Genomic DNA, 24,671 nt, shown 5'->3' on the forward strand with positions numbered 1-24,671 from the left:
TTTTACAGGGTAAGCGCACTAAAAACAGACAATAACTTTCCGTCTCATGAATCCTATCACGAATCTCCTATAATAGCAGCCTGAGTTTTCTCCTAATAAAACAAAAGTTTCCTCAGTAAGAAACTTTTGTTTCCCTATATAGAAACGAAAGTTTTTCCTTGAAGAAACTAAAGTTTTCCGTATAAGAAATTTAGAAAAACTGCAATAGGCTGATAATCAATTAAAGTACAAAAAGAAACAGCTACCCTTTCCATTCTCGGATTCTACCGAGATATGGCCGCCATGCAAGGTGATTATTTGCTTACAGATGCTTAAACCGATACCCGAGCCGGAGGGCTTGGTGGTAAAGAAAGGTACAAAAACCCGGTCGATAACCTCGGGTAAGACACCGATACCGTTGTCTCGCACGGTAAAGACGAGTTCGTTTCCCTCCCGCTGAGCCGCCACGATAATCTCGGGGTTTGGCTTTTCCGCACAAGCCTCACAAGCATTCTTCAGTAAGTTCAAGAAGACCTGCTCCATCTGCGCCCGATCCGCGAACCATTCCAGAGGCTCGTCCGGCAAGCGGAAACGGATAGAAGGCTCAGGGCACAAACGCCTTAAATCCGAAAAGAAATCTTTCACTAAGATACGGGTCTTTACCGGAGAGGCGATCCGGGTCAATCTCCGGTAATTCTCAACGAAATCCAGCAACCCTTTACTCCGGCGATGGATGACATTCACCCCATGCTGGATATACGAACGATTCCGGACATCATCCGGATCTGCTTTACAACGTTTACTCAAGGTCTCGGACAACGAGATAACGGGTGTGATGGAGTTCATGATCTCGTGCGTCAAGACACGGATCAATTTCTGCCAAGCCTCCATCTCATTCCGCTCCAAGGTAGAATGGATGTTCTTCAAGCTGACGATCCAACGCTCGCAACCTCGCAAGTCGATACGAGTGGCATCGATCGCCCAATCTTGCGGAACGGATGGTTTTCCGTAACGCACCACCGTCTTCCCCGCCTTGATAGCCTCCAAGAACTCATTGGGTAACCGACACCTCGTATCCAGCAACGCGTCGGCGGCCCGGTTCTTCCATTCAATAGCCCCTTCCCTGTCAGTAACGAGTACGGCAGTGTCCACCTTATTCAACAGACTCTCAAAATACTGCCGCCTTACCTCCTCGTCCATCAATCGGCCACGCAAAGATCGCAGGGCCTCGGACAAATCGTCCGCCAACTCCCGCATCACCTTATCCTCATAAGGTGAACGAACGATCTGGATCAAGTCTTGCTGCCGCAAGCAATCCACCACATAACGCCAATACTTCACCTGCCGCATCTGTATGAAATAAAGATGAATCGAGAAATACAAGATCGCGATCCCGCAAAAAGTAGGACAAAAGATAATCTCCTCATGCACGCAATAGAACAGGACTCCCGTAGACAAGACGATGCCTACGATGTGCGAGATGACCGTGAACGCATACGATCTCATAAGCCGAACTTCTCTATTTTACGATACAAGGAAAAACGGGTGATACCCAATAGCTCGGCGGCATAGCTCATATTGCCATTGCTTTGCCGCAAGGCGCGCTCAATGATTTTCCGCTCGGCTTGCTCTAGATTCAAATCAGGGTCCGGTTCCTTCTTTCGCTCGTACGAGGCCGTATAGAGAGGGAAATCATCCGGTCTCAGCACCGTGCCCTCGTTCAAGATCACGGCTCGCTCCAAAACATGCTGCAACTCCCGGACATTACCGGGCCAAGGGTATTTCATCAGCTTACTCCCCGTCTCCCGGCTCAACCCTTTGATCGTTTTCTTGTATTTCCGGCTATACAGCCTCTGGAAATGATCGGCCAGCATCAAGATATCCTCTCCCCGCTCACGCAGCGGTGGTATGGCTATCTCTATGGTATTGATCCGATAGAGCAAGTCTTGCCGGAAACTCCCCTCGCTCACCAGCTGACGCAGATTGGCGTTGGTGGCGCAGATCAAACGGACATCGATCGAGATCGGTTCCACCGCTCCCAAACGGGTGATATGACGTTTCTCTATAGCTGTCAGCAATTTAGATTGCATCGGCAAAGATAGATTCCCGATCTCGTCCAGAAAGAGCGTACCGCCGGAAGCCATCTCCATACGTCCCGGCTTGGATCTTCGGGCATCCGTGAAGGCACCTTTCTCATAGCCGAACAACTCACTCTCAAATAATTGTTCCGGGATGCTTCCCAAATCGATCGTCACGAAAGCATCGTCACGCCGGGGCGAGTAATGCCTCAACAAACGAGCCACCAAATCCTTTCCCGTACCGCTCTCGCCGGTAATCAATATATTCGCGTCGGTCTCCACAAGTTTGTAGATCGTGTCTTTTACCTTCAGCATAGCCGGCGACTCACCTATCAATTCCGGCAATGTGTCGTCCTCCTTCATGGCTTTCATTTGCTCTCGCAAACGTCCTACCTCCTTACGGGAATGGCTCAATCGAATGCCCGACGAGAGGGTAGCCAGTAACTTCTCCGTTTCCCACGGCTTGGAGATGAAATCGGTAGCTCCTACCTTAATGGCCTTGACCGCCTTCTCTATATCCGAATAGGCCGTCATGAAGATCACGACCGCTTGCGGATCGATCTCCAAGATTTGTCCCAAATACTCAAAACCCTCCTGCCCGCTCACGGCATCCCGATGGAAATTCATATCCAGCAAGACCACGTCCGGTTGGAACGTTCGCATGAAATACTCAATGCGTGCCGGTTGTGTCGTTACCTTCACCTTTTGCATGTACGGCTCCAACAGTAAGTTCAATGCGAACAACACATCCTTATTATCGTCGATGATCAATATCTTTCCTTTTTCTTCCATACGGACAAAGATAAAGGGAATAAAGACAGCTTGTACGTGCATTATCGCACAAAAAATGTACGCTATCGCACTACATGAAGAAATACAGATTTTTCTATGATTCTATTTTCTAATACGTTACATTTATGGCATGATATTTGAATCGGATTCAGCGAAATTGAGTCATCAGCGATATCATCAAAAAACGGAATTGCCATGTTAATACATTACTGTGTCATTGCCTTCAAAAACATCTGGAAGTATAAAGTCAGCGCCTCCATCAGTATCCTAGGGCTGGCTTTCGCCCTCGTCTGTTTCGTGCCCATACTCTATTGGATGGATCATGAGACCACTTACGATTCTTTCTACAAGGATTCCGAATCCATCTACCGTGTCTATAGCGCCGAGAAACAATCCGGGAAAGTGAACAAAGGAGCCTCGAAAGGTATCGAGAATAGCTTACGAGAGCAAGTCCCAGCCATCGAAGCCTCCACCACGCTTATGCTTTCAACCGAAAACTGCCGTACCCAAGCGACTCCTTATATCCAAATGAATATGCTTTATACAGACAGCACGTTCCTAGAGGTATTCCCGCAATCTTTCGTTTGTGGAGAAATGAATCATCCGCTACAAATCGTAAACAACATGATCTTGAGCGAACGTACGGCGGTCCGTCTATTTGGCGACGCGGAAAAGGCGATCGGGCAACCGATACACACCTTGATGAGAGCCTCCTTACCTCCCTACATCGTCACGGCTGTGGTGAAAGACCCATCACCCCATACCAATCTACCGTTCGACGCGATCATCAACCATAACATGATACAGCATTTCTCCCAGTTACCTCCAGAGGCACAATGGAGCTTCTTCGTGATGGACTTATACGTGAAACTCCATCCAAGCTCAGACCCAAAAGCCTTCGCCAATCAACTAAAAGAGCTACCTGAACGTATCGGGGTGAACAAGGAGATCGAGTTGCGAACACTCCCCATCCGTGAGATCCGGCATCATCTGAATGAAGATACACCCTTCACCTTAAATTTCATCGGCTTGTTTGTCGTATCTGGTGCCCTATTATTGTTTGCCGCCCTCTTCAATTTCTTGAATTCCTATATGGATCTCTTTCGGCAACGTGTGCGGGAATGGCGTTTACGGACGGTCAACGGCGCAACGAGAAAGCAATTGATCGAACAAATGTCTGTCGAGCTAGGCTGTTCCGTACTTGCATCCTTGTTGGTAGCCTTGATCTTCATAGTCCAAGTCAAGCCGCTTTTCGCCCGATGGCTGGAGATTGATTTGGAGATGGGCCGGTTCCTGTTTCTTTTCGCAGGGGTAGGTATAGGTACATTCCTCATCCTCCAATGTGCAGGATTAGTATTCTTCGGGCAGTTCAGCCATACGGCAACCACCTCGCTCGTTCCCAAAGAGACAGTCAAACCCCTTTTGTTACGCCGCATGGCCGTGACCTTACAATTGATGATCAGTATCCTGTTCATCGTAGCATCGCTGGTTGTCATGGAGCAAATGCGATTCGTAAATCAAAAAGATTTAGGTTTCGACCCAAAAGGCCTTATCCAACTATCCGGCTTCGTAGACGTATCCGGGAAAATAGAATCCACGTTGATGCAAGAGTTAAGTGCCCTGCCGCAAGTCAAAAGTTTCACCGACACGAACTTTAAGCCTCAACATCATGTCGATCCCATGGCGATCTTCACGAATGTGGAATGGGAGGGAAAACCGCTGGACACAAAGGTGGACTTCCACCTCTATGGAACCGATCACCGATTTGGTGAGACCTTCGACCTAAAGATGTTAATGGGCCGGTGGTGGACAGAAGGCAACGAACTTAGTGTCGTGCTCAACGAGTCGGCGGTTCGTGCCATGGGCTTACAAGCCCCAGTCGGCAGCATCATCCGTATGCCGTGGTGGTCAGATTTCAGCGTGATCAAAGAATACGAGATCGTCGGTGTCGTCAACGATTTCCATGCGCTATCTTTCCGGGAAAGTATTCATCCGATGCTATTCATTCCTTCGGGTGGACTGGTGAATAATCTGTATATCCGGGTCATACCGGGCGAGGAAGGAAACATCGCCCACCATATCACGGAGCTACTGCCCAAGATAGACCCGACATTAGCGGATACCCGGATCACCCCGATCGGAACGCTTTACGATCAACTGAACCAATCCGAGATCGTCGGGCTGAAAATATTCTCGTTCCTCGCTTTCGCCTGTTTGCTAATCTCCTTGTTCGGCATCTACGCCGTCGCTACAGCCTCCACGAAACGGCGGCGTAAAGAGATCGCTATCCGGAAAGTAGTAGGCTCGAAAGCCTCCGAGATCATTTTCTTGTTCTTCAAGGAATACATGCGATTAATTGTCATCGCCGGAATCATCGCTTTCCCGATCAGCTATCTCGTCATGAACTACTGGTTGCAAGGCTACGCCTATCGCATCCAAATCCAGATCTGGTGGTTGGTGGGAATATTCATCACCATTACCAGCATGGTTCTAGGTACGATACGTGAACAGGTATGTAAGGCAGCCAATGAGAATCCGTCGGAAGTCATCAAGAGTCAATGAATGCCTATGAAAACTACAGACTATTCACGATCAGCTTGATAATACCAAGGATTTTATGTAAGTTCGCGATTCCTAAATATATAATAGAATATGGAACATCCATTGAATATTTACAACACGCTTACGAGAAAGAAGGAGCAATTCATACCCCTGCACGAGCCGCATGTAGGTATGTACGTATGTGGCCCCACGGTTTATGGTGACGCCCACTTGGGACACGCACGTCCGGCGATCACGTTCGACTTGCTATTCCGTTACCTTACCCACCTAGGATATAAAGTGCGTTATGTACGTAATATAACGGATGTAGGGCATCTGGAGCACGACGCCGATGATGGGGAGGATAAGATCGCCAAGAAGGCACGGCTAGAACAGTTGGAGCCGATGGAAGTGGTTCAATATTACCTCAATCGTTATCATCAAGCGATGGATGCGCTGAACGTACTTCCTCCCAGCATCGAGCCGCACGCTTCCGGACATATTATCGAACAAATCGAGTTAGTCAAGAAGATTCTGGATAACGGCTACGCTTACGAAAGCCAAGGCTCCGTCTATTTCGACGTAGAGAAATATAATAAAGATCATAAATACGGCATCCTCTCGGGTCGCAATATCGAGGATATGTTGAATACGACCCGTGCGTTGGACGGGCAGGACGAGAAGCATAACGCCATCGACTTCGCCCTTTGGAAATGCGCCCAGCCGGAGCATATCATGCGTTGGCCGTCTCCGTGGAGCGACGGCTTCCCCGGTTGGCACTGCGAATGTACCGCTATGGGCAAGAAATACCTCGGGGAGCATTTCGACATCCACGGGGGTGGCATGGACTTGATCTTCCCGCACCATGAATGCGAGATCGCGCAAGCCGTGGCTTCCCAAGGGGATGACATGGTTCATTATTGGATGCACAATAATATGATCACCATCAATGGCCAGAAGATGGGTAAATCATTAGGTAATTTCATCACACTGGAGCAGTTCTTCACGGGTGATCATCCGACGTTGCAACAAGCATATTCCGCCATGACCATCCGTTTCTTCATCCTGCAAGCGCATTACCGTAGCACGGTTGATTTCAGCAATGAGGCTTTGCAAGCTGCCGAGAAGGGCTTGTCACGCTTGATGGAGGCATACGGACATTTGATGAAGTTGAAACCGTCCGCCACCTCTACTGTAGACACGAGAGGTCTTCGTGAGAAATGTTTCGAGGCCATGAATGACGATTTGAACTCACCGATCGTGATTTCTCATCTATTCGATGCCGCCCGTGCGATCAATTCGATAAAAGACGGCAAGGCTACCATAACCGAGGAGGACCTGAAAGAATTACAAGAGGTATTCCACTTGTTCTTGTTCGACATCCTAGGTATGAAAGACGAGGCTTCCGCAGGTGGTAACAGCTATGAGACTTTTGGCAAGGCCGTAGACTTATTATTATCCATCCGCCAGCAAGCCAAGGCGAATAAAGACTGGGCCACCTCCGACAAGATCCGTAACGAATTAACCGCGATGGGATTCGAGATAAAGGATACCAAGGATGGTGCGGAATGGAAACTAAGCAAATAATCCACCAAGCGAATAGTAAGAGGTTATGACAATCCATGAATTTCTTCAAGGCGATAAATTCGCCTTGCTTGCGGGCGTTGAATTATTAGAAACGGGCAACGGTTACGCCAAGGCGCGTATGCTCATCAAGCCCGAACATTTAAATGGTGGAGGCGTATGTCAAGGTGGGGCGATCTTCACGTTGGCGGATCTGGCTTTCGCCGCGGCGACTAATAGCCACGCACGCCTGACATTATCCATTACCTCAAACATCAATTTCTTTAAGGCGGAGAGTAAGGGATATTTATATGCGGAAGCGAAAGAAGCGTTCAGCCATAAGAGACTGGCGAATTGCGAAGTCCGTATCACCAATGAAGCCGGAGAATTAATCGCGACTTTTAATGGTACAGGTTACCGCAAAGACACGGAATTACCCTTCACTCCGTTGGTTTAAAAAAGAAATTCTATAAAAAGCGAAAGCCTTTGGGGTTTGTTCCCAAAGGCTTTCGCTTTTTTATGCTTATACGCAACACATTATAAATCAATCTAAATAAACAATATGTCATAAACAAATTATTCACATGTCATAACCTCTGCCTTTATGAGCCCCCTTTATTATAAAACATCTTTTATATTTGTCTACATCAATGCTACACGATCACGACAACTACCCTATCAATATAAAAAGCTCTCGCCCCAGCTCCGTGATGAGCTGGGTGCGAGAAACACAAGCCTATCTAAAAGCTTTCATTTCTTTTGCACCACGATACGGCAAGTAAGCGGGGCACGCAGGTTATAGGAGTCTTTATAATAGACCTCGGCCGCCCCGATCTTCAGTTTCGCCCGGATCTTTACCGGGATATGGTTCTCGTCATCACCGATCCAAACCTCCGCCGCTTCCTTGGCTTGGGAAAATGCCTCATCGTAGATATCGATATAGAAATGACGGGTACGGAATTTCGCCTCCTTATGCTCGACGATCTGTTGTCCCGTATAGCGGAAACGAGCGTTCACGAGCTCCCGGCCGATAGCGATCATGAAAGGGAACTCCGCACCATAACTCATCGTCCGCCAATCCAGCGAACGGAGATACATCGTAGCTCCCAGCATATCGAATACACGCCCTTTCGCCATTAGCATCGTGTCGATCTTCGTCTCCTTTAATGTATGGCGATGCGAGTGGATATCGATCCTACCGCTTCCTTGATACTCAAACTGGAGATTATCCACCAGATAGTAGTCTCCCTCGTTCGTGCGCTTCGAGCTGAACAAGAGCCGAGGCTCCTTTGAGTAATGGCAATCCATCGTATCACGCATCCTGAAGACTTTCTCGATCACGCCGGCAGAGCGGAACAACAGGTTATAATGCCATGACGGCGCTCCTTGGTATTCCGATTCTTTCACGGAAAGGGTAGCCAATCCGGCCTTCGACATGATCAGCCCCCATTTGAAATAAAGATCGTAATCCACCCGTTCCCCATGGGATAACGGCAACGTTTGTGCCCGCAAAGACGTAAGACTCGCTACACACAAAAAGAAAACGCATATATACAGTTTAGAAGCGCAAGCCGCCCACACCGCTGTTCCTATTGGACGAAGACTGTGTTCCCTCATTTTTGTAATCTCTTTTCTTTTTCGTTAGCTCTTTCGGTTTATTCTTCGTGATATCGATCGGTTTCTGCCGTTTCATCGGTGTAGCCTTGATATTCCAAGTCTCCTCCACTTGCCAGTTCTGCATGATATTGAACATCTTCGGGCAATAGAAGACAAGTTCCGGCTGCCGTTTATCGGCGTAATTACCGGTATCCCAGACACCGTTATCATTCACGTCTAATACTAAACGGGCATAATATTTATCCGGTTTCAAGTCCATGAAAAGCACGCCGCCATCTTTTACCTTCACCTTACGGATCGGCTGGTCGCTGCTATTCAATAATTCCACGAAAGCGGTGGTATCCGCTCCCTCGATATTGATATATAAATGCCCGTACTCATCTTCCTTCTTGATCTTGAATTCCCCGCTATACACATCGTTCCATTTACCATAGGCACTGAATATCGTGGCGGAATCTACTTCCAAACGGAATTCCTCGCCATATTTCCACGGGCGCTTGATGAAGAAATTCAAGGAATTCGTCGTATCCGGGAAGAAATCGAAGTCAACGGCTTCCCAAAGCGTATCCACTTTCTGATCCAGATAAAAATGATCTTTCGTTAACCCCGCTACCGGTTCGCTAAACGTAACAGCGACCGTATCATACAGGTTGATGGAACCGGAAGCGTTTACGTTCATTCCCAGAAACTCGATGGGTTCCGGCTCATCGTCTTTTTTCTTTTTCTTCTTCTCCACAGGACGGCGACGCACGGTAAATTGTACCGTATCGGTCTGCGGACGAAGTATATTCATGGAATCACTTTTCAGGTAATTCACCTCCACTTGTAGCGTATCTTGCTTCCAGATCAAAGAATCGGTCAACCAGTAATGCACGGCTTTTCCTTCCTCCGCTGTCTGCAAGAAATACCAATTGCTATCCGCCGGGGTGAAATTCAAAGGAACCGGTACCGGAATAGTATCCAAGGAGGTATTGAAACGCAAGGTTAGTATTTTCTCATCCGTACGCTCCGGCTTCAACATATATTGACGCTCTACTTTCTCCTTAAACAGGCGCAACTCGATATTGTCCGGCATAAAATGGGTATAACCGACTGTCATCACCGTATCGATCGTCAAGCTATCTTTCCAAATCGTATCTTGACGGGTCGTCAACTCGAACGCGGGGACGATCAAGGAATCGTAAAAAGCGATCTGCTGCCCGGGCTGACTGTACTTATAGGAGCGCATCACATCCTCCAAGGCATAGATCCGATAGGTCCCCGGGGCCATATTACGAATCGTAAACTCTCCCTTGTCGTTCGTACGGGAAGTACGGACAAATGGGATCGTCGTAAAGGCGGAATCCTCCAGATTCGTATGCACACCGATCGTAATACCCGGCATAGGCTCCAGATTCTCGGCGTTCAGCAAGACTCCGGACACCTCCATACTGTCGATGGATTCGCCGGTAGAGAACGCGAAGGAATAATTCTCCAATACATTCTTCTCATTATTATCGGAGATCGAATTGGTAAAGTCTATCGTATAGGTCGTATTCTCCTTCAACGTATCCATCAGCTCGATGACCGCCTTCCGGCCGTTCGCCCGGATAACGGGTTGCTCCATTTGGGGTGGAGTGATGATCACGTTCTCGGTAGGCTTATCGATCTGGATCAACTCATCAAAAATAATCTCCACCTTCTTTCCCTTATAGTTTATCTGGTTAGGCAACGGCGTACTGCTTACGAACTTAGGCGGGGCCTCATCATAAGGCCCCCCGTTCGGCGAGGCTATATTCGCGCACGAGTACAGCACGGCCAACAAAAGTACTCCTATAAAGAACCGTAAACTATTTCTTACGTATTTATCTTCCATTCAATCTTCATATTTCAATTGAGGGACAAAAATAGGGAAAAATCCTGTGAACGATAAGGATATATACGCTAATTAATCTATCTTTACAAAGGACAAGGTTCCGTTTGATTCATCGATTGACATTTTGACAATTTGTCATCTTACCCTCCGGAAAGTCGCATATTTCGGACTAAAGTACGGTTCGCTCTCAAATACGAGAAAATAAATTAGCAATACGCTAGCTCATAGATAGATGCCGAAAAACGACCTTTTATTCTAGCGAAACCATTCACCGTAATTCACCCCAAAAGAGCCAAAATAGAAGTCCGATACCACCCCAACCGGTTCATGAACCTACTTGAATGCCCATTCGCACTTACTTCCGATCCAGTTCACAGCTACTTCCGATGCCCAACGGCAGTACTTGCGCATCCAATCGGCAGTACTTGCGTATCCTTTTTCCATTACTTTCGCATAAAAACAGCCCTATTTCCGGTTCCCTAGCCTTATTTTCACCACTTCACGCTCCTAATTCGTCCTTTTCGTTCACATCACTTGTCACGATAAGCAGCCTCTTTTCGACAAGAAGACAGCCATACCTAACTTATTCCTTACAAAAGCACAACCGGATAAAACAAACGCAAAGCTCCTAACGCACATACTATAAAGGAAAACCATAGCGACCCCCATAAGATCATAAGCATTTGATAACTAAAGGAAAAGAAACAAAAAGGTGATTCCCGCGGACACTAAAAGTGATTTCTATGGACACTTACCTGTCTGAAGTTCTCCTCTTTTCATAAACTTTATACTACATTTGTTTCGCATATATATATTCGAAAAATTCTAATAAAAAGATGTATCAATGAAACGTTTTCTGATAGGCTTTGCGTTTTGCTTCCTACAACTGGCTGCTTTTTCGTTTTGCTCGGGTGATGAACCCATGCCCGCTCATTTTACCGAATGGAAAGCGGAAACGATTGTCGATAAATCTGAAATAGACCGGACCGGCTTGGATGCTTGGTTCAAATCAGAGGAAATCAGCGATGACGTTTTCGACCGCATGTGGCTGAAATCGTGGAAAGAGGATTGTCCCTTGGACAGATCCGATCTCCGTTACCTGAAAGTGCTGCATCGCAATGCCGATGGATTGCCGCAATGCGGCGAGATGGTAGTAAACACCGCTATCGCGGATAAAGTACTGGGAATATTTCGCCAGCTCTATGAAGCAGGCTACCGGATCGAGAGGATGGCGTTGATTGATAATTATGGCGCCGATGATGAGACATCGATGCGCGCCAACAACTCCTCCTCGTTCAATTTCCGCTTCATGACGGGTTCGACTACTAAAATATCCAAACATGGCCTTGGGCTTGCCATCGATATCAATGCGCTTTACAATCCATACGTCAAGCGAAAAAGTGATGGTACTTGGCACATCGAGCCTGCCACTGCCGAACCGTATGCTTTCGACCGCGAGAGTAGAACCGACATCCCGTATAAAATAGACCACGATGATTTGGCGTACAAACTCTTCACTGAGGCCGGATTTGAATGGGGCGGTGATTGGACTTCATTGAAGGATTATCAGCATTTTGAGATAAACCTATCATTATGAACACATTTCGATTATTAGTTTTATCTTTGGCTATCATCAGCTTATTTCCTCGAAAACATGTACGTGTTTTTCCTAAGCTGGTTACAGAGCTCCTTTTACCGAGGAGGATTAACACTTCGTTTTAGCAACCTGAACCCAATCCGGCAATACAAACACTTTCGCTTCTCGCAATATTCTCGTTTTAACTGGATGAGTGATTGCGTATCACCAGCGTTATGGACTTCGATACCGGATCGAGCGAAAGCGGTTACGATATGATTGCGTTCCGGCGGGATACTCTCCAAGAGGCGGGTCGCACGCAGGCAATACTCAGGAAGTTTATTTCGACCGCCGTAAGCGAATAGCAGAGGGACTACCGTATTTATTAACAGGATATTCAAGGCATTCTCCCCGATCATTTTATCTTTTTGCACCGAGGCGTATTGGAAGTGATAATGATTCTTCCAATAATCCGAGGGTTGGATACGGAAATAATCCTTGATCTCTTTAGGAGAAGAAGCGGACAGGATCATCGAGAACAACGTATCGTACCGATGCCAGATAGCGGACAGTTGCGCCAACTTCACATGCGGGAAGTTGGTCGGACGGATGCGAAGGCTTTTGAACAAGGAGTCATCCAAAGGCTTGAGGCCGAACTTATGGCGGAGAAACTCATATTCCCGCCTCAGCAGACGGTAGTAATGGCAGGAGCCCTCTTCCGAGAGCATACCCGCTTGTCCGAAAAGCATCGCCTCTACTTGCGACTCGCTAGCCCTTTGCTTTTGGATATATCGCAGGGGGAGGCTTTTCGCCAACCACTCGAAAGCGTCGCTATTCACGCCAAAGCCGAAACTACGGGTCAATAGGATATAGAATACCTCGTTCCAATCCTCTTGGTACTGATCCAGCAGACGGTATATATCCTCTGTCTTTCGTTCCAGCCGCTCACTGAGCAAGGTATCCATCCATGAGGCCAGATGCACGGAGTCCACATCTTGAATCCGCTCAAGACAGGGGACGGGCACCTCTCTTGCCAATAACCAATCGATATTTTTCCGGGCAGGTTCCGGAACGGGTAATATCAATTGAGGAATAGGCTCACCGTTCATCCGGCAGATGGATGCGTCATTCACACCTGTTACATGCAAGATAACGGAGTCATATGCCTTATCCGAATCATGATGATGCAGCAACCAATCGGAAGCTTTCTCGTGGATCTCCACGCTTCCGGCCCATACCGTGCCGTCAATCTTTATCTTGGCGTTGAAGAAGTCGGGACCGGCGTCGGTGTTTTGTATTCCGGGATCGATAACAGCGATGGGAAGCCCCTCGGTGGTAGCCAATGAAGTACTCGCGTAGAGTTTGTATTTCCAAACATAGTGTAATAAACGTTCCATATTCTTTCAGAGTTAAGATTTTGGATTCAAATGTAATTCATTTTCTGTATATTTGCGACATTAATTGAATTAAAGTATGAAAATTGCACTTATAGGTTACGGGAAAATGGGCAAAACGATCGAGCAGATCGCCATCCAAAGAGGACATCAAATTGTTTCCATCATAGATATCAATAACGCTGAGGATATATATTCAGAAGCGTTCAAGAGCGCCGACGCGGCGATTGAGTTTACTACCCCGGCTACCGCTTTCAATAACTATATGAAATGTTTCGAGGTAGGCGTGCCGGTCGTATCGGGTACTACCGGATGGCTGGACCGTATCGGCGAGATCAAGGAGAAATGCGAGAAAGAGGGCAAAACCTTCTTCTACGCCTCCAACTTCAGCATCGGCGTAAATATCTTCTTCGCCATGAACAAGTATCTGGCGAAAATCATGAACAACTTCCCCTCCTACGACGTTAAAATGACGGAAGTCCACCATATCCACAAGCTGGACGCACCCAGTGGAACGGCTATCACGTTGGCCGAAGGTATCTTGGAAAACATCGATCGTAAAGACCGCTGGACCTTAGAGAACGCCGAGAACGCGACCGACCTGCCGATCCACGCCATCCGTGAGGGTGAGGTTCCGGGTATCCACGAGATCACGTATGAGTCGGACGTAGATACGATCAGTATCAAGCATGATGCCAAGAGCCGTGCCGGATTTGCGCTAGGCGCCGTAATAGCGGCAGAGTTTACCGCCGGAAAGAAAGGTTTCCTAGGCATGAATGACTTATTCAAATTCTAAACGTATTAGCTAAAAGATGAAGAAGTTCACGAAAAAACAATGGATCAAGTTTAGTATAGCGGCCGTATTATACACGTTGTTCGCTATCTGGATGCAAAACTTATGGTTACTGCTGGGATTAATCGTCCTAGTCGATATATTCTTGACGCACTACATCCCTTGGGGAGCTTGGAAACGGTCTAAGAACCCGGCGGTACGCAACGTATTGGAATGGGTGGACGATATCGTATTCGCGCTGGTAGCCGTTTATTTCATCAATTTGTTCGTCTTCCAGAACTATCAGATACCGAGTTCTTCCCTAGAGAAATCCTTGCTGGTAGGAGATTACCTGTTCGTCAGCAAATTAAGTTACGGCCCTCGCGTTCCGAACACTCCGATCTCCTTCCCGTTGGTACAAAATACGTTGCCTATCTTAAACTGCAAATCGTATCTGGATTGGCCGGAATGGGGCTACAAACGGGTGAAAGGTTTGGGCCACGTGAAACGTAATGATATCGTAGTGTTCAACTTCCCCGCAGGCGACACGATCGCCGTGAAAGTGCAAAACCCAGATTACTACTCCTTGGTCGAGGAGTACGGACGGGAACGTATCTTATTGGATAAGGCCACGTTCGGCGAGGTTATGTACCGCCCGGTCGACAAACGGGAGAATTACGTGAAGCGTTGTATCGGTATGCCGGGTGATACGCTCCAACTCATAGACAACCAAGTGTACATAGACGGTAAACCCGCCGAGAACCCGAAAGATATGCAGTTCAACTACTTCATCGAAACAGACGGTTCCCCGATCACAGAGGAGCAATTCCGCCTAATGGACGTAAGCAAGGATGACCGTATGCTGGCCTCCAGCGGCGGTTATTACCAGAACCTATTGTCATACCTAGGCTTTACGCCTAACGCGAACGGACAGTACAACCCGGTATATCGCCTGCCACTCACGAAAAAGGCCTTGGCGATAGCGGAGAAGTTACCTACCGTGAAGAAGGTTATCATCGAGCCGGAGACGTTGGGCGGCCCTACCTATCCGGTCGGATACAATACTGGCTGGACCCGTGATAACTTCGGGCCGCTTTGGATCCCGAAGAAAGGGGCTACCATCCCGTTGGACGAACGTAATCTGGCGTTGTACAGCCGTTGTATCAAGAATTACGAGAACAACACCTTGGAAATGAAGGACGGCAAGGTCTACATCAACGGCAAGCCCGAGACTTCCTATACGTTTAAATACGATTATTACTGGATGATGGGCGATAACCGCCATAATAGCGCGGATAGCCGCTCATGGGGTTTCGTACCCGAGGATCACATTGTCGGCAAGCCGATCTTGGTTTGGCTATCCTTGGACAAGGATCGCAGTCTGTTCGACGGTGGTATCCGTTGGAACCGCCTGTTCCGCTGGGTTCATCCGGATTAAGAGGTGAAAACTTCGTATTATGACAATCCAACGATTCCTGATAGTTCTCATGAAATGGCTGGCAGCTTTCGCGCTAGCCTCGGGGATCGTCATGCTCATACGTCTTTTCTGCATAGAGTCCTATCGCATCTCCACGGACTCTATGGAAGAGGCTTTACATAAAGGGGATTATATCCTAGTCAATAAAATACCGGGGAAGAATAAGCCCGTCCGGGGCAAGGTCGTGCTTTTTACCAGTCCGCTCTCTCGAGATTCAGCGGATGCTCCCTTATTCATCAGCCGCTGCATCGGTATGCCGGGCGATACGATCCGGGTCAGCATGGACGGATATACGATAAACGGGCAGAAAATCCCCCGCTCTCCCCGCTCCCTCAGCTCCTATTTCATAACACTGAGCGCCAAGGAGACGTTCTTGGAGACGTTAGAGAAGTTGGACATCCCACTTAGGGATTTCAGGCAGGAAAGTTTTGGCTGCATGCTCAGCCTCACGGCTTTCGAGGAATATCAATTGAGGGAGGAATTGCCCGATGCCATAAACCGTCATTTTATCGGGGAACAAAAGCAAAAATACATGTTGATCGTCCCCCGGAAAGACCGGGCTTACCCGCTGGACGCAGCCTCGCTCACCGCCTGCAAGGAGATCATCCTGCGGGAGACGGATGGCAAGGCTTCCTTCCGCGACGGAAAGTTATATCTGGACGGGCGGGAGACTAATTTCTTCTTTTTCCGACAAGACTACTATTGGGTACTGTCCGATAATACCAACGAGGCGGTAGATTCCCGCCATCTCGGTTTCATACCGGCCGACCATATCGTCGGCAACGCTTGGCTCTGCTGGTACAGCCCCGACAAACAACGAATCTTTAAACCCGTTCATTAATCATGCGACCTGTATATATAGCGACCGCCTATCTAGGCCCCATACAACAATATTGCAAGATGCTCCAATACCCGGAAGTCCGTATCGAGACCGCCGAGAATTACGTGAAGCAAACCTATCGTAACCGCTGCGTCATCGCCGCCGCGAACGGCCCACTCTCCCTATCCATCCCCATCGTCAAGCCGGATACCTTGAAATGCCAGACCAAGGACATCCGTATCTCCGACCACGGAAACTGGCGGCACCTACACTGGAACGCTTTGGTATCGGCCTACAATATGAGTCCGTTTTTCGAGTATTATGCCGATGACTTCGCTCCTTTCTACGAAAAGAAATACGAGTTCCTCCTCGACTTCAACGAGGAACTGCGCCGTCTAGTCTGTGACCTGTTGGATATGCAACCCGCAGTCGTCTACACCGAGCATTATGAGCCAGAGGTAGCCAACGATTTCCGGGAAACGATCTGCCCGAAACACGAAGGGGAAGATCCCGCCTTCCACCCGGAACCTTATTATCAAGTATTCCGGGAGAAATTCGGATTCCTCCCCAATCTGAGTATTGCTGATTTGCTGTTCAATATGGGCCCCGAAGGACTCGTTACGTTACGGGCATCGATTACCGGATCTCTTTAATCGCTTGTATCAAGGCTTCCATATCTTTCGGGAAGATATCTCCGATATTACCGATACGGAACGTATCCGCATCCGAGATCTTACCCGGATAGATCACGAAGCCTTTCTCCTTCAGCCGTGCGTAGAACGAGGTGAAATCGAAATCCGCGGAAGGATATAAGAACGAAGTGATAATAGGCCCTTGGGCATCATCGGGCAGCAAGGTCTTGAAACCCAATCCACGCATACCTTCCACCAATATCTGGTGATTCTCCTGATATCTCTTATAACGAGCCGTGATACCGCCTTCCTCGTTCAATTCCTTCATCGCTTGGTAGAAAGCGTGAACCACGTGCGTCGGAGACGTGAAACGCCATTTGCCTCCCCCTTTCTCCATCGCTTCCCACTGGGCATAGATATCTAAGGAAAGCGAGCGGGCATTCCCCTTCGTCGCCATCAATTTATCTTTTTGAGCGAGGATAAAGCCGAAGCCGGGAACTCCTTGAATACATTTGTTCGCGCTACTGACCAAGAAGTCGATACCTAAACCTTTCACGTCGATAGGGACACCGCCAAAGCTGCTCATCGCATCCACGATAAAGGTAATCCCCCGGCCCTTGATCACCTCGGCTACCTCCTCAATCGGATTCAACAAACCGGTCGTGGTCTCGCTATGTACCATTGAGAGATGCGTGATACCGGGATGCTCCTCCAAGGCACGTCGGGCTACCTCGCCAGTTACCAGTTCCGTCTCATGCAAAGAGACCAGTACGTAATTGATATGATAATAATCGGCGATCTGCGCCATACGTTTGCCATAAGCGCCGTTAGCGAGGATCAACAATTTATCCTCCGGACACACGGTAGCCCCGATCGTAGCCTCCACACAATACGTTCCGCTACCTTGCAGCAGGACACTGGTGTACTCATCCCCGTCCAGTCCCGCTATCGCCAGCAAGCCTTTACGGATCGGGGTAACGATACCCTCGTTATAATCCTTATCCCACGTACACCAATCTTGAAGCATGGCCTCACGTACCGTCTGCGACGTACTCAACGGGCCCGGTGTCAATAATAAATAGTTTCTCATATGATTGTTTTATTCTATTCGGTTATCAAGCTTAATTCCTGTTGTTAATCTTCTCGATGCAAGCGGGCAGCTCGGCGATCGTATCCAAGACGAAATGAGCCCCCGCCGCCAACATACGCTCACGCACCTCTTTCTTCAGAGATTCCCATTCTTCCGCCGGACGGCTGTTATATTCCTCCTCGCTCACGCCCATCTCGTTGCTACCGGTCACGATACCGACGCTCCATACCTTGGCGTTCACGCCCTCCTTAATATCAGCGATCGTATCTCCTACCTTCACCACTTGATCTACGGAAGGAATCGCTAAATCTATCATATTCTTATAGATCATATACGGGGCGGGGCGACCGGCCGGGACCTCGTTTGGTGTCACCAGATTATCTACCCTATATCCTTTGGCCTCGGCTCCGGGACGGACAATCTCCATCATCTTCGCCGTGTACCCGGTCGTAGAGCCGATCTTTATACCTTGCTCGCGAAGCATCGCCATCGTCTCCAAGACTCCCGGTATCGGAGTGGTGAAATCCTTCAAGGAAGCGAACAAATGTTTCTCGAAACTAGCGTACATCTCATCCACGTCCCCCTTGTTCCAGTCCCTCTTATACAGGGCACGGAACTTCTCGTTCACCTCCGGCATGCTCAAGATCGCCTTGATATGATCGATCTTCAAGAGACCCATCGGCTCACGGGCCTGCCGGTAAGTGATATCAATCCCTTTCTCTTCCGAGAATACCTTGAGAAAAGCGTTCAGCGGAGCGAAGCATCCATAATCCACGGCCGTACCGGCCCAATCCATAATGACACCTGAAATCTTCTTCATATTCTGTATGTATCGTATTTAATAATTTTCTTGTTTAAGCGATCGTAAGGACATTGTTTTCGGTAGGTTCAAGAGTTGCTATTTCCTCGCAGCCACATAAAGCGGTCTCCTTGCGATAGCGTTGCCGCAAATATACGAAGGAAGCGACAAAAGTGGCGCAGCAAAAGATCCCTACATATCCGGCAAGTTGGTTATAAAATACCGCCCAGTCCAATCTCGTACCCACGAATTCCTTTAGCACCAATACCAGTATCGTACCCGTGTACCCCAGAAAATCTGTTAAGACAATAAAGAAACCGACGTTTCCCCGTATCTTGAAACAAGCGATGAAGCGATCGAAGAAAATCGTCTGGAAGGTTAAGTAAGCCATATACAGGCAAAGGCTCTGCAAGAAAAGCCATGTCACCGGGCTCAATCCCATCCGCTCCTGCCCGAACGACACGAACGCCATGACCATCATGCCCGTAATAATCAAACCGTACAGGACTGAAAGCGCCTTAAAATTATCTTTCACGAGCACCATCAAACCAAAGATCGCCAAGATAGTCAAGGTCACCACGCTATCTATTTGCGTGAACAACCAAGGCGAGTAACCGGACATATCGATGATATTCACCAAGAAGTCCTCCTTGATATCCCGCAATACCACGATCGCTATATTCGCCACGAAAAGCATCGTCAAGAAAGGCATGAAATGCTTAAAAAGCTCCCAACGCTGCCGCCCGTTCAAGGTCTCCCGCTCCGACTTCAAGGCGATATCCTCCTCCGTAGGCTGTGGAAGCCGGTTCAGCGCATATCCCAACAAGGCTAGCAAAGGCAATGCCACCGCCCCGATCAAGGCGGGCATCCAGAACTCGCTGACCTGCCACGTATCCATTACGTACAAGCCGACAGACTTTGCCGTACCGGAACTGATCACCATACTTACGCCCAACAAACTAGCGAGGACATCCGTCATCCTACGTCCTTCTATAAAGCTGAAAATAATCCCCCACATACATCCCAGCGAAAGCCCGTTCAAGAACATCGCCGCTATATTATAAGGAGCCGAGAGCAACCCGAAGAATACCAACGAAAGTTCCGCCATCACCACGGACATCAAGATGAACCGCAAGCGCTCTTCCCGCCGCAACTCCGATATCAACTTAATTCCCATGAACTTCGACACCACGTACCCCAAGATCTGCACGATCGTAACCGCCACCTTATAGTCCATATTGAATACCTCCAGATCCTCGAAAGCGGCAGCCGTATAAGGCTTACGCAACATATATACCAAGGAATAAGAAAGCAAAGCGGCCCCTCCGGCCCATAGGATGAAGAAGAGATCGGAAACCCGCCTCCGGGATGTTTTATTTGTCTGTATCGCAGTGTCCATAATCTTCTGTCGTTTTATTTTCGAAGGCAAAAGTACAGCCGCCATGTTACAGACATATTACTGAACCCATGAATGTATATTATTAATACCCAACTAGGAATCAATAAATTATAAAGAAATATTTATGTAACATTCATGAAACGGAAACGCAACATATGTCCTCTTATTTTGTAAGGTAAATCAAGAGTATAAACACATGAACAATCTTCAAGAATTCTACCGAAAGATCGAATATCTACGAAGCAATGGGGTTAAGATGAAAGAGATAGCCGACTGGATCGATATGGCTCCCAGCATATTGTCCTCCCTATATACGACCGTATTGCCGAATTATTTCGAGGGCATCAAGAGTTACCCGCCGGAAGAAGCGCTGGACTCGGCGCTCGCCCTAGTGAATAACGTGTCGAAAAAACGTTTGCTTTCCCATATAGAGGAGATGATCCTTCGCCTAGACCAGATGGAGCTCGCCGAACCGGATAGCCTAAAAGATAATCCTTTCGCCAAGCAATTGATGGAGGAGACACGGCTCTCCGCCTCTAAAATAGAGGCTTTCAAAGGAATCTATACCAGTTACAGCCTTTCTTCCTCCTCGGACTGCCTCAAGATGGAACCCTTCCTACTCTCCCCCTCGGATAATCAAGTCCGTGTAGGGCGGATCAGCGCTTATGGAGAGGCTCAATGGGGATTCGGGATCATGCCCGATCCTCAGAATTTCCATTGCATGCTGAACGAGAACCAAGCGCCCCAATTCACGATGGTAACGATATACCTGCAAATACCATTTTTCAAGAATCCCCGCCAATTACGAGGATTATACATCGGGCAGGATTATAATCGTAACCCGATCGCCCGCCGAATCCTTCTTATCAAGGAATCAGAAAGCACGGAGATCGATGAATTCATGAGCCGGAAAAGCGGACTGATCGATAAAGAAGATTTTACCCCGGAACAACAGGCCTACTATGATTATACTTGCCAAACAGGAGATTTTATCAAGATGTGTACAGTCCCATCCCTGCGGATGGACGAGAGTGATTTAGTCAAAGAAAAGAAGATGCTAACCCTATAAACCAGTAGAGACGGGGCATGCCCCGTCTCCCACCATCCCAATAGAATAGAGACTGATTATTCCTTCTGGAACTTCCTGCTCACCTTCAAAAGGTTCGCCGTAAAAGAAACCACGTTCTGGGCCTCTTGTACCATGTTCAAATAAACCATGCTCACCTTCGTGCTGCCGGACTGCCCTTGGATACGCTTCAACTCCCCTTTCTTCAAGGCGGTAAGTTGGTTCATCAAAGTAATCGACTCAGCGATCAGCTCCTCAAAACCAATATAATCGTTTTTACGGATCATAGTAGCGCAATTTCTCAAGAAGGAGATGATTTGTTCAGATACCTTACCAAAATCATCTTTCTGTACCGGACTCAACGGGCTGAAATTATTATCGATATGATCTTTCATCGGTTCTGCCAAGCGACGGATACTGAATATGATCTCGCTGGCGAAGTCATTTCCTTGATAATAATAAAGCCCCTTCTCCACGGCGATATCGTGATCCAATTGGGTAACGCCAAGCGTACCGACACGTTTCACTTGCTTCAAGTGAATCTTCTTCTCCTCCACGGCAGTCAAGACCTTGCGCAACTCACGGAGGTTCTCATTCATGAATCCATTTACCGCCTTACCGAATACTTCCGCCGTAAAATCCAGATCGGATTGTAATTCCTCACGGCTATGCTCGCGGAACAGTGCCAAAGCCTCACGGGTATCCGTAGCCTTACGAAGTTTAGACACCGTAGAATTCACCTCCTCCTTCAATGCCTCTTTCCGCAATTTAGCCTTATAAGCGAAGTGGCTACGAACCAACGAATAGATCGCCAAACCAATCATAGCGACCAAAGCTGGAATACCTCCCCAATAAATCAAAAGAGCGACGATGAAACAGATCGTAAAAGCAGCCCCTGCCGTAATGAACCAACCACCTATCACGGACAATACGCCTGTGATGCGATATACGGCGCTCTCACGCCCCCAAGCACGGTCTGCCAACGAAGTACCCATAGCGACCATGAAAGCCACATACGTCGTAGATAAAGGCAATTTCAAGGAGGTTCCCAAAGCGATCAGCAATCCGGACAAAACCACGTTCACCGAGGCACGTACCAAGTCGAAGCTAGCCTTGTCATCCATGATCATCTCGCTTTGGTTGAAACGGCTATCAATCCAGTTCTTAACCGGAGTGGGCACGATACTTAATATCGTAGCGGATATATTACTGCAATTCCGTACCAATACCCGTGCGACAGGCGATGTACCGAAAGACTCCTCTCCATCCGATTGACGAGACAGATCCAAGGAAGTCTTCACCACGTTCTGAGCCTTTTTGGAGGTAGCCAAGGCGATTACCATCACGACCCCGGAACCCACCAAGAAATACCAAGGTGTCTGGGCCGGTCCCAACAAGGAGGTCATCAAAAATGTATCCGTGGTAGTGGTCCCTCCCTGCGCCATCAAGTCCATATAAGAGGAATAGCCAGCCAAGGGGACTCCGATAAAGTTCACCAAGTCATTCCCGGCAAAAGCCAACGCCAAGGCAAACGTACCCATCAAAATGACCACCTTGAATACATTCACCTTCAACCAATGCAATACCTGCATCAAGATCGTAAAAAATACCATACATCCCAAAACGATCATCCCCGTATTGGCATACACCATATCCTTGAACTCACCCGTCATAAAAGAACTTGTCTTCAATCCCTTTATCAGCATAAAGTAAATGATGGAAGTGGCCGCTAAACCTCCAAACAGACCAATAAAATATTTAGAGCTTTTCTTATAATTAAACGAGAACAAGATCCGGGACAGATACTGCACGATCACACCAAAGAAAAAAGCGATCGCCACAGAAAGAAAGATACCCAGAATCACGGTAAAAGCCTTTTCGGTATTCAGCAGATCCCCCAATTGCAAAGCGCCTGAAGAACTAGCGATCTTTACCAAGGCGATCGCTACCGTTCCACCCACCAACTCAAACACCATGGAAACCGTTGTCGAGGTCGGCATACCTAACGAGTTAAAAATATCCAGTAGCACCACATCCGTAAGCATAACGGCCGCAAGGATACACATGATCTCCGAGAAATAAAAATGCTGGGGTTGATAAATACCATGCCGGGCGATATCCATCATACCATTGGATAACGCCGCACCAACAAAGACTCCCACAGCAGCGATAGCGATAATAACTTTAAAGGATGCGGCTCTCGCGCCGATAGCTGAATTCAAGAAATTCACGGCATCATTACTAACACCGACCGATAAATCTACGATGGCCAATACAAACAAAAATATGACCAAGAACAAATAAAATGTTTCCATACTGATTGTTACAATTCTTGCGCAAAGTTCTGAAACAATTATTTCGCATCCGTTACATACATATTACAATGATGTTACAACCTGCGGATTAGATTCAAAAACAACCAGATATGAAATTAGGTTGAAATTAACATCAAGTATTTCTCTTTTAAGAGAGAGATCTACTAAGGGTTTTTATATACATTTGCGACTATATATTTAGAAGGGAAATAAGTTAACAAGATTCTAGTTACTTGGAAAAACACTCCAAAGAAATAATGCAATGGGTCTGTGAAATCGCGCTATCCGATTCTCAAACTGCTTTTAAATCGCTTTATTTAGCCTATTTTCAGAGGCTAATGCGGTTTACATCCCTTTATGTGCCTTCCTCTGTAGAAGCTGAGGAAATTGTCTCTGATACATTTCTAAGTCTTTGGAATAATAGAAAGTCATTACCGGAGATCTCTAACTTCGATTCTTATATCTATGGCATAGCCCGCCACAAAGCCATCAGCCTATACCGGACACAGCATATGGAGAAAGTCCAGATCGATGAGAATACGATCGATTTATTCGCACATACCGATACTACGCCCGAGGAAGAACTTATTTCCAAAGAATGCATCGATCATTTAAATGAGGCGATCAATACACTCCCGGATAAATGCAAGATGGCTTTTAAACTGATCCGTGAAGATAAGATGAAATATAAGGATGCGGCAAATATCCTAGAAATATCAGTAAAGACATTAGAAGCCCACATCGCCACGGCAGTCCGAAAACTACGGGAATCTCTAGCTAAAGAAATAAACGACTAATCTATCCACGTTCCCTCTTTGTAAAGACGTAGCGTGCCACATCTCTACAACGGCTGGTGTATATACCAAAAAAAAGGAGCCAATCTTTCGACTGACTCCTTTCACCTAA

General features: G+C 47.6%; 19 protein-coding genes. 10 read left to right on the top strand and 9 right to left on the bottom strand.

Annotated features, from left to right (window positions below; genetic code table 11):
• Nucleotides 1-216 precede the first annotated feature (216 nt).
• Nucleotides 217-1,485 (bottom strand): PAS domain-containing sensor histidine kinase, encoded by a 1,269-nt coding sequence (locus DWX33_RS18145; protein ID WP_048928470.1) that lies wholly within the window; start codon nt 1,483-1,485, stop codon nt 217-219.
• Nucleotides 1,482-2,849: a sigma-54 dependent transcriptional regulator gene (locus DWX33_RS18150; RefSeq protein ID WP_044544785.1), complete on the bottom strand. Its 1,368-nt coding sequence runs from the start codon at nt 2,847-2,849 to the stop codon at nt 1,482-1,484. The genes DWX33_RS18145 and DWX33_RS18150 overlap by 4 nt, the downstream gene beginning before the upstream one ends.
• Before the next feature lie 195 nt (nt 2,850-3,044).
• Here DWX33_RS18150 and DWX33_RS18155 point away from each other — a divergent pair, with 195 nt between their 5' ends.
• The 3 genes from DWX33_RS18155 (at nt 3,045) to DWX33_RS18165 (ending at nt 7,410) form a co-directional block, all read left to right on the top strand.
• Nucleotides 3,045-5,411, top strand: a complete 2,367-nt coding sequence (locus tag DWX33_RS18155; protein WP_122380821.1) for an ABC transporter permease — start codon at nt 3,045-3,047, stop codon at nt 5,409-5,411.
• A 90-nt stretch (nt 5,412-5,501) separates the two neighbouring features.
• The gene (cysS, locus tag DWX33_RS18160) at nt 5,502-6,977 is read left to right on the top strand and encodes a cysteine--tRNA ligase (RefSeq protein ID WP_087347183.1); all 1,476 of its coding nucleotides are present in this window, start codon (nt 5,502-5,504) and stop codon (nt 6,975-6,977) included.
• Nucleotides 6,978-7,002: 25 nt separating this feature from the next.
• Nucleotides 7,003-7,410: a PaaI family thioesterase gene (locus tag DWX33_RS18165; protein WP_005864005.1), complete on the top strand. Its 408-nt coding sequence runs from the start codon at nt 7,003-7,005 to the stop codon at nt 7,408-7,410.
• A gap of 293 nt (nt 7,411-7,703) precedes the next feature.
• Here the strand turns inward: DWX33_RS18165 and DWX33_RS18170 are convergent, their stop codons facing one another.
• Both DWX33_RS18170 and DWX33_RS18175 read right to left on the bottom strand, forming a co-directional pair.
• Nucleotides 7,704-8,570 carry a DUF3108 domain-containing protein gene (locus DWX33_RS18170; RefSeq protein WP_005860674.1) on the bottom strand — a complete coding sequence of 289 codons (867 nt, stop codon included), beginning with the start codon at nt 8,568-8,570 and terminating at the stop codon, nt 7,704-7,706.
• Complete coding sequence (locus DWX33_RS18175) at nt 8,512-10,425, bottom strand: Ig-like domain-containing protein (RefSeq protein ID WP_122380822.1); 1,914 nt, start codon at nt 10,423-10,425, stop codon at nt 8,512-8,514. Before DWX33_RS18175 ends, DWX33_RS18170 begins: the two co-directional genes overlap by 59 nt.
• Nucleotides 10,426-11,347: 922 nt before the next feature.
• Here DWX33_RS18175 and DWX33_RS18180 point away from each other — a divergent pair.
• Entirely contained in the window at nt 11,348-12,022 is a 675-nt protein-coding gene (locus tag DWX33_RS18180; protein ID WP_233564027.1) for a M15 family metallopeptidase, read from the top strand.
• A 95-nt stretch (nt 12,023-12,117) separates the two neighbouring features.
• Here the strand turns inward: DWX33_RS18180 and DWX33_RS18185 are convergent, their stop codons facing one another.
• Entirely contained in the window at nt 12,118-13,398 is a 1,281-nt protein-coding gene (locus tag DWX33_RS18185; protein ID WP_122144730.1) for a DUF2851 family protein, read from the bottom strand.
• A gap of 76 nt (nt 13,399-13,474) precedes the next feature.
• Here DWX33_RS18185 and dapB point away from each other — a divergent pair, with 76 nt between their 5' ends.
• The 4 genes from dapB to DWX33_RS18205 are packed head-to-tail and all read left to right on the top strand — an operon-like array spanning nt 13,475 to nt 17,117.
• Nucleotides 13,475-14,191, top strand: coding sequence for a 4-hydroxy-tetrahydrodipicolinate reductase (gene dapB, locus DWX33_RS18190; RefSeq protein WP_005863996.1), 717 nt, complete (start codon nt 13,475-13,477; stop codon nt 14,189-14,191).
• A 16-nt stretch (nt 14,192-14,207) separates the two neighbouring features.
• Nucleotides 14,208-15,605 carry a S26 family signal peptidase gene (locus tag DWX33_RS18195; protein ID WP_044545178.1) on the top strand — a complete coding sequence of 466 codons (1,398 nt, stop codon included), beginning with the start codon at nt 14,208-14,210 and terminating at the stop codon, nt 15,603-15,605.
• A 19-nt stretch (nt 15,606-15,624) separates the two neighbouring features.
• A complete protein-coding gene (gene lepB / locus DWX33_RS18200; RefSeq protein WP_122380823.1) occupies nt 15,625-16,485 on the top strand; it encodes a signal peptidase I in 861 nt (286 codons plus the stop codon).
• A 2-nt stretch (nt 16,486-16,487) separates the two neighbouring features.
• On the top strand, nt 16,488-17,117 hold the full coding sequence (locus DWX33_RS18205) for a WbqC family protein (protein ID WP_122144731.1): 630 nt from the start codon (nt 16,488-16,490) through the stop codon (nt 17,115-17,117).
• On the opposite strand, the gene phnW is transcribed toward DWX33_RS18205, so the two are convergent.
• From phnW to DWX33_RS18220, 3 genes are read right to left on the bottom strand one after another with little or no spacing between them, the layout of a single operon-like run.
• Nucleotides 17,101-18,186: a 2-aminoethylphosphonate--pyruvate transaminase gene (gene phnW / locus DWX33_RS18210; RefSeq protein WP_122144732.1), complete on the bottom strand. Its 1,086-nt coding sequence runs from the start codon at nt 18,184-18,186 to the stop codon at nt 17,101-17,103. The two genes, DWX33_RS18205 and phnW, sit on opposite strands and share 17 nt — an antisense overlap.
• Nucleotides 18,187-18,217: 31 nt before the next feature.
• Complete coding sequence (gene phnX / locus DWX33_RS18215; protein WP_005863985.1) at nt 18,218-19,006, bottom strand: phosphonoacetaldehyde hydrolase; 789 nt, start codon at nt 19,004-19,006, stop codon at nt 18,218-18,220.
• A 34-nt stretch (nt 19,007-19,040) separates the two neighbouring features.
• Nucleotides 19,041-20,384: a DUF5690 family protein gene (locus DWX33_RS18220; protein ID WP_008774290.1), complete on the bottom strand. Its 1,344-nt coding sequence runs from the start codon at nt 20,382-20,384 to the stop codon at nt 19,041-19,043.
• 196 nt (nt 20,385-20,580) lie between these two features.
• On the opposite strand from DWX33_RS18220, the gene DWX33_RS18225 reads away from it, so the two are divergent.
• On the top strand, nt 20,581-21,453 hold the full coding sequence (locus tag DWX33_RS18225; RefSeq protein WP_009276618.1) for a hypothetical protein: 873 nt from the start codon (nt 20,581-20,583) through the stop codon (nt 21,451-21,453).
• A 56-nt stretch (nt 21,454-21,509) separates the two neighbouring features.
• Here DWX33_RS18225 and DWX33_RS18230 read toward each other — a convergent pair whose 3' ends face one another.
• Entirely contained in the window at nt 21,510-23,765 is a 2,256-nt protein-coding gene (locus DWX33_RS18230; RefSeq protein ID WP_044545184.1) for an inorganic phosphate transporter, read from the bottom strand.
• Nucleotides 23,766-24,022: 257 nt separating this feature from the next.
• Here DWX33_RS18230 and DWX33_RS18235 point away from each other — a divergent pair, with 257 nt between their 5' ends.
• Complete coding sequence (locus DWX33_RS18235; RefSeq protein WP_005860644.1) at nt 24,023-24,562, top strand: RNA polymerase sigma-70 factor; 540 nt, start codon at nt 24,023-24,025, stop codon at nt 24,560-24,562.
• Nucleotides 24,563-24,671 lie beyond the last annotated feature (109 nt).

The organism is Parabacteroides sp. AF19-14, from assembly GCF_003635485.1.
GTDB classification, from domain to species: Bacteria; Bacteroidota; Bacteroidia; order Bacteroidales; family Tannerellaceae; genus Parabacteroides; species Parabacteroides distasonis.

Excerpts from the sequence above, each read along its gene's own strand:
- DWX33_RS18170 (WP_005860674.1), bottom strand. The coding sequence starts at position 8,570 with ATGAGGGAACACAGTCTTCGTCCAATAGGAACAGCGGTGTGGGCGGCT.
- phnW (WP_122144732.1), bottom strand. The coding sequence starts at position 18,186 with ATGAGAAACTATTTATTATTGACACCGGGCCCGTTGAGTACGTCGCAG.
- DWX33_RS18150 (WP_044544785.1), bottom strand. The coding sequence starts at position 2,849 with ATGGAAGAAAAAGGAAAGATATTGATCATCGACGATAATAAGGATGTG.
- DWX33_RS18180 (WP_233564027.1), top strand. The coding sequence starts at position 11,348 with ATGCCCGCTCATTTTACCGAATGGAAAGCGGAAACGATTGTCGATAAA.
- dapB (WP_005863996.1), top strand. The coding sequence starts at position 13,475 with ATGAAAATTGCACTTATAGGTTACGGGAAAATGGGCAAAACGATCGAG.
- DWX33_RS18230 (WP_044545184.1), bottom strand. The coding sequence starts at position 23,765 with ATGGAAACATTTTATTTGTTCTTGGTCATATTTTTGTTTGTATTGGCC.
- lepB (WP_122380823.1), top strand. The coding sequence starts at position 15,625 with ATGACAATCCAACGATTCCTGATAGTTCTCATGAAATGGCTGGCAGCT.
- DWX33_RS18185 (WP_122144730.1), bottom strand. The coding sequence starts at position 13,398 with ATGGAACGTTTATTACACTATGTTTGGAAATACAAACTCTACGCGAGT.
- DWX33_RS18225 (WP_009276618.1), top strand. The coding sequence starts at position 20,581 with ATGAACAATCTTCAAGAATTCTACCGAAAGATCGAATATCTACGAAGC.
- DWX33_RS18145 (WP_048928470.1), bottom strand. The coding sequence starts at position 1,485 with ATGAGATCGTATGCGTTCACGGTCATCTCGCACATCGTAGGCATCGTC.
- DWX33_RS18220 (WP_008774290.1), bottom strand. The coding sequence starts at position 20,384 with ATGGACACTGCGATACAGACAAATAAAACATCCCGGAGGCGGGTTTCC.
- DWX33_RS18165 (WP_005864005.1), top strand. The coding sequence starts at position 7,003 with ATGACAATCCATGAATTTCTTCAAGGCGATAAATTCGCCTTGCTTGCG.
- DWX33_RS18195 (WP_044545178.1), top strand. The coding sequence starts at position 14,208 with ATGAAGAAGTTCACGAAAAAACAATGGATCAAGTTTAGTATAGCGGCC.
- phnX (WP_005863985.1), bottom strand. The coding sequence starts at position 19,006 with ATGAAGAAGATTTCAGGTGTCATTATGGATTGGGCCGGTACGGCCGTG.
- DWX33_RS18205 (WP_122144731.1), top strand. The coding sequence starts at position 16,488 with ATGCGACCTGTATATATAGCGACCGCCTATCTAGGCCCCATACAACAA.
- cysS (WP_087347183.1), top strand. The coding sequence starts at position 5,502 with ATGGAACATCCATTGAATATTTACAACACGCTTACGAGAAAGAAGGAG.
- DWX33_RS18175 (WP_122380822.1), bottom strand. The coding sequence starts at position 10,425 with ATGGAAGATAAATACGTAAGAAATAGTTTACGGTTCTTTATAGGAGTA.
- DWX33_RS18235 (WP_005860644.1), top strand. The coding sequence starts at position 24,023 with ATGCAATGGGTCTGTGAAATCGCGCTATCCGATTCTCAAACTGCTTTT.
- DWX33_RS18155 (WP_122380821.1), top strand. The coding sequence starts at position 3,045 with ATGTTAATACATTACTGTGTCATTGCCTTCAAAAACATCTGGAAGTAT.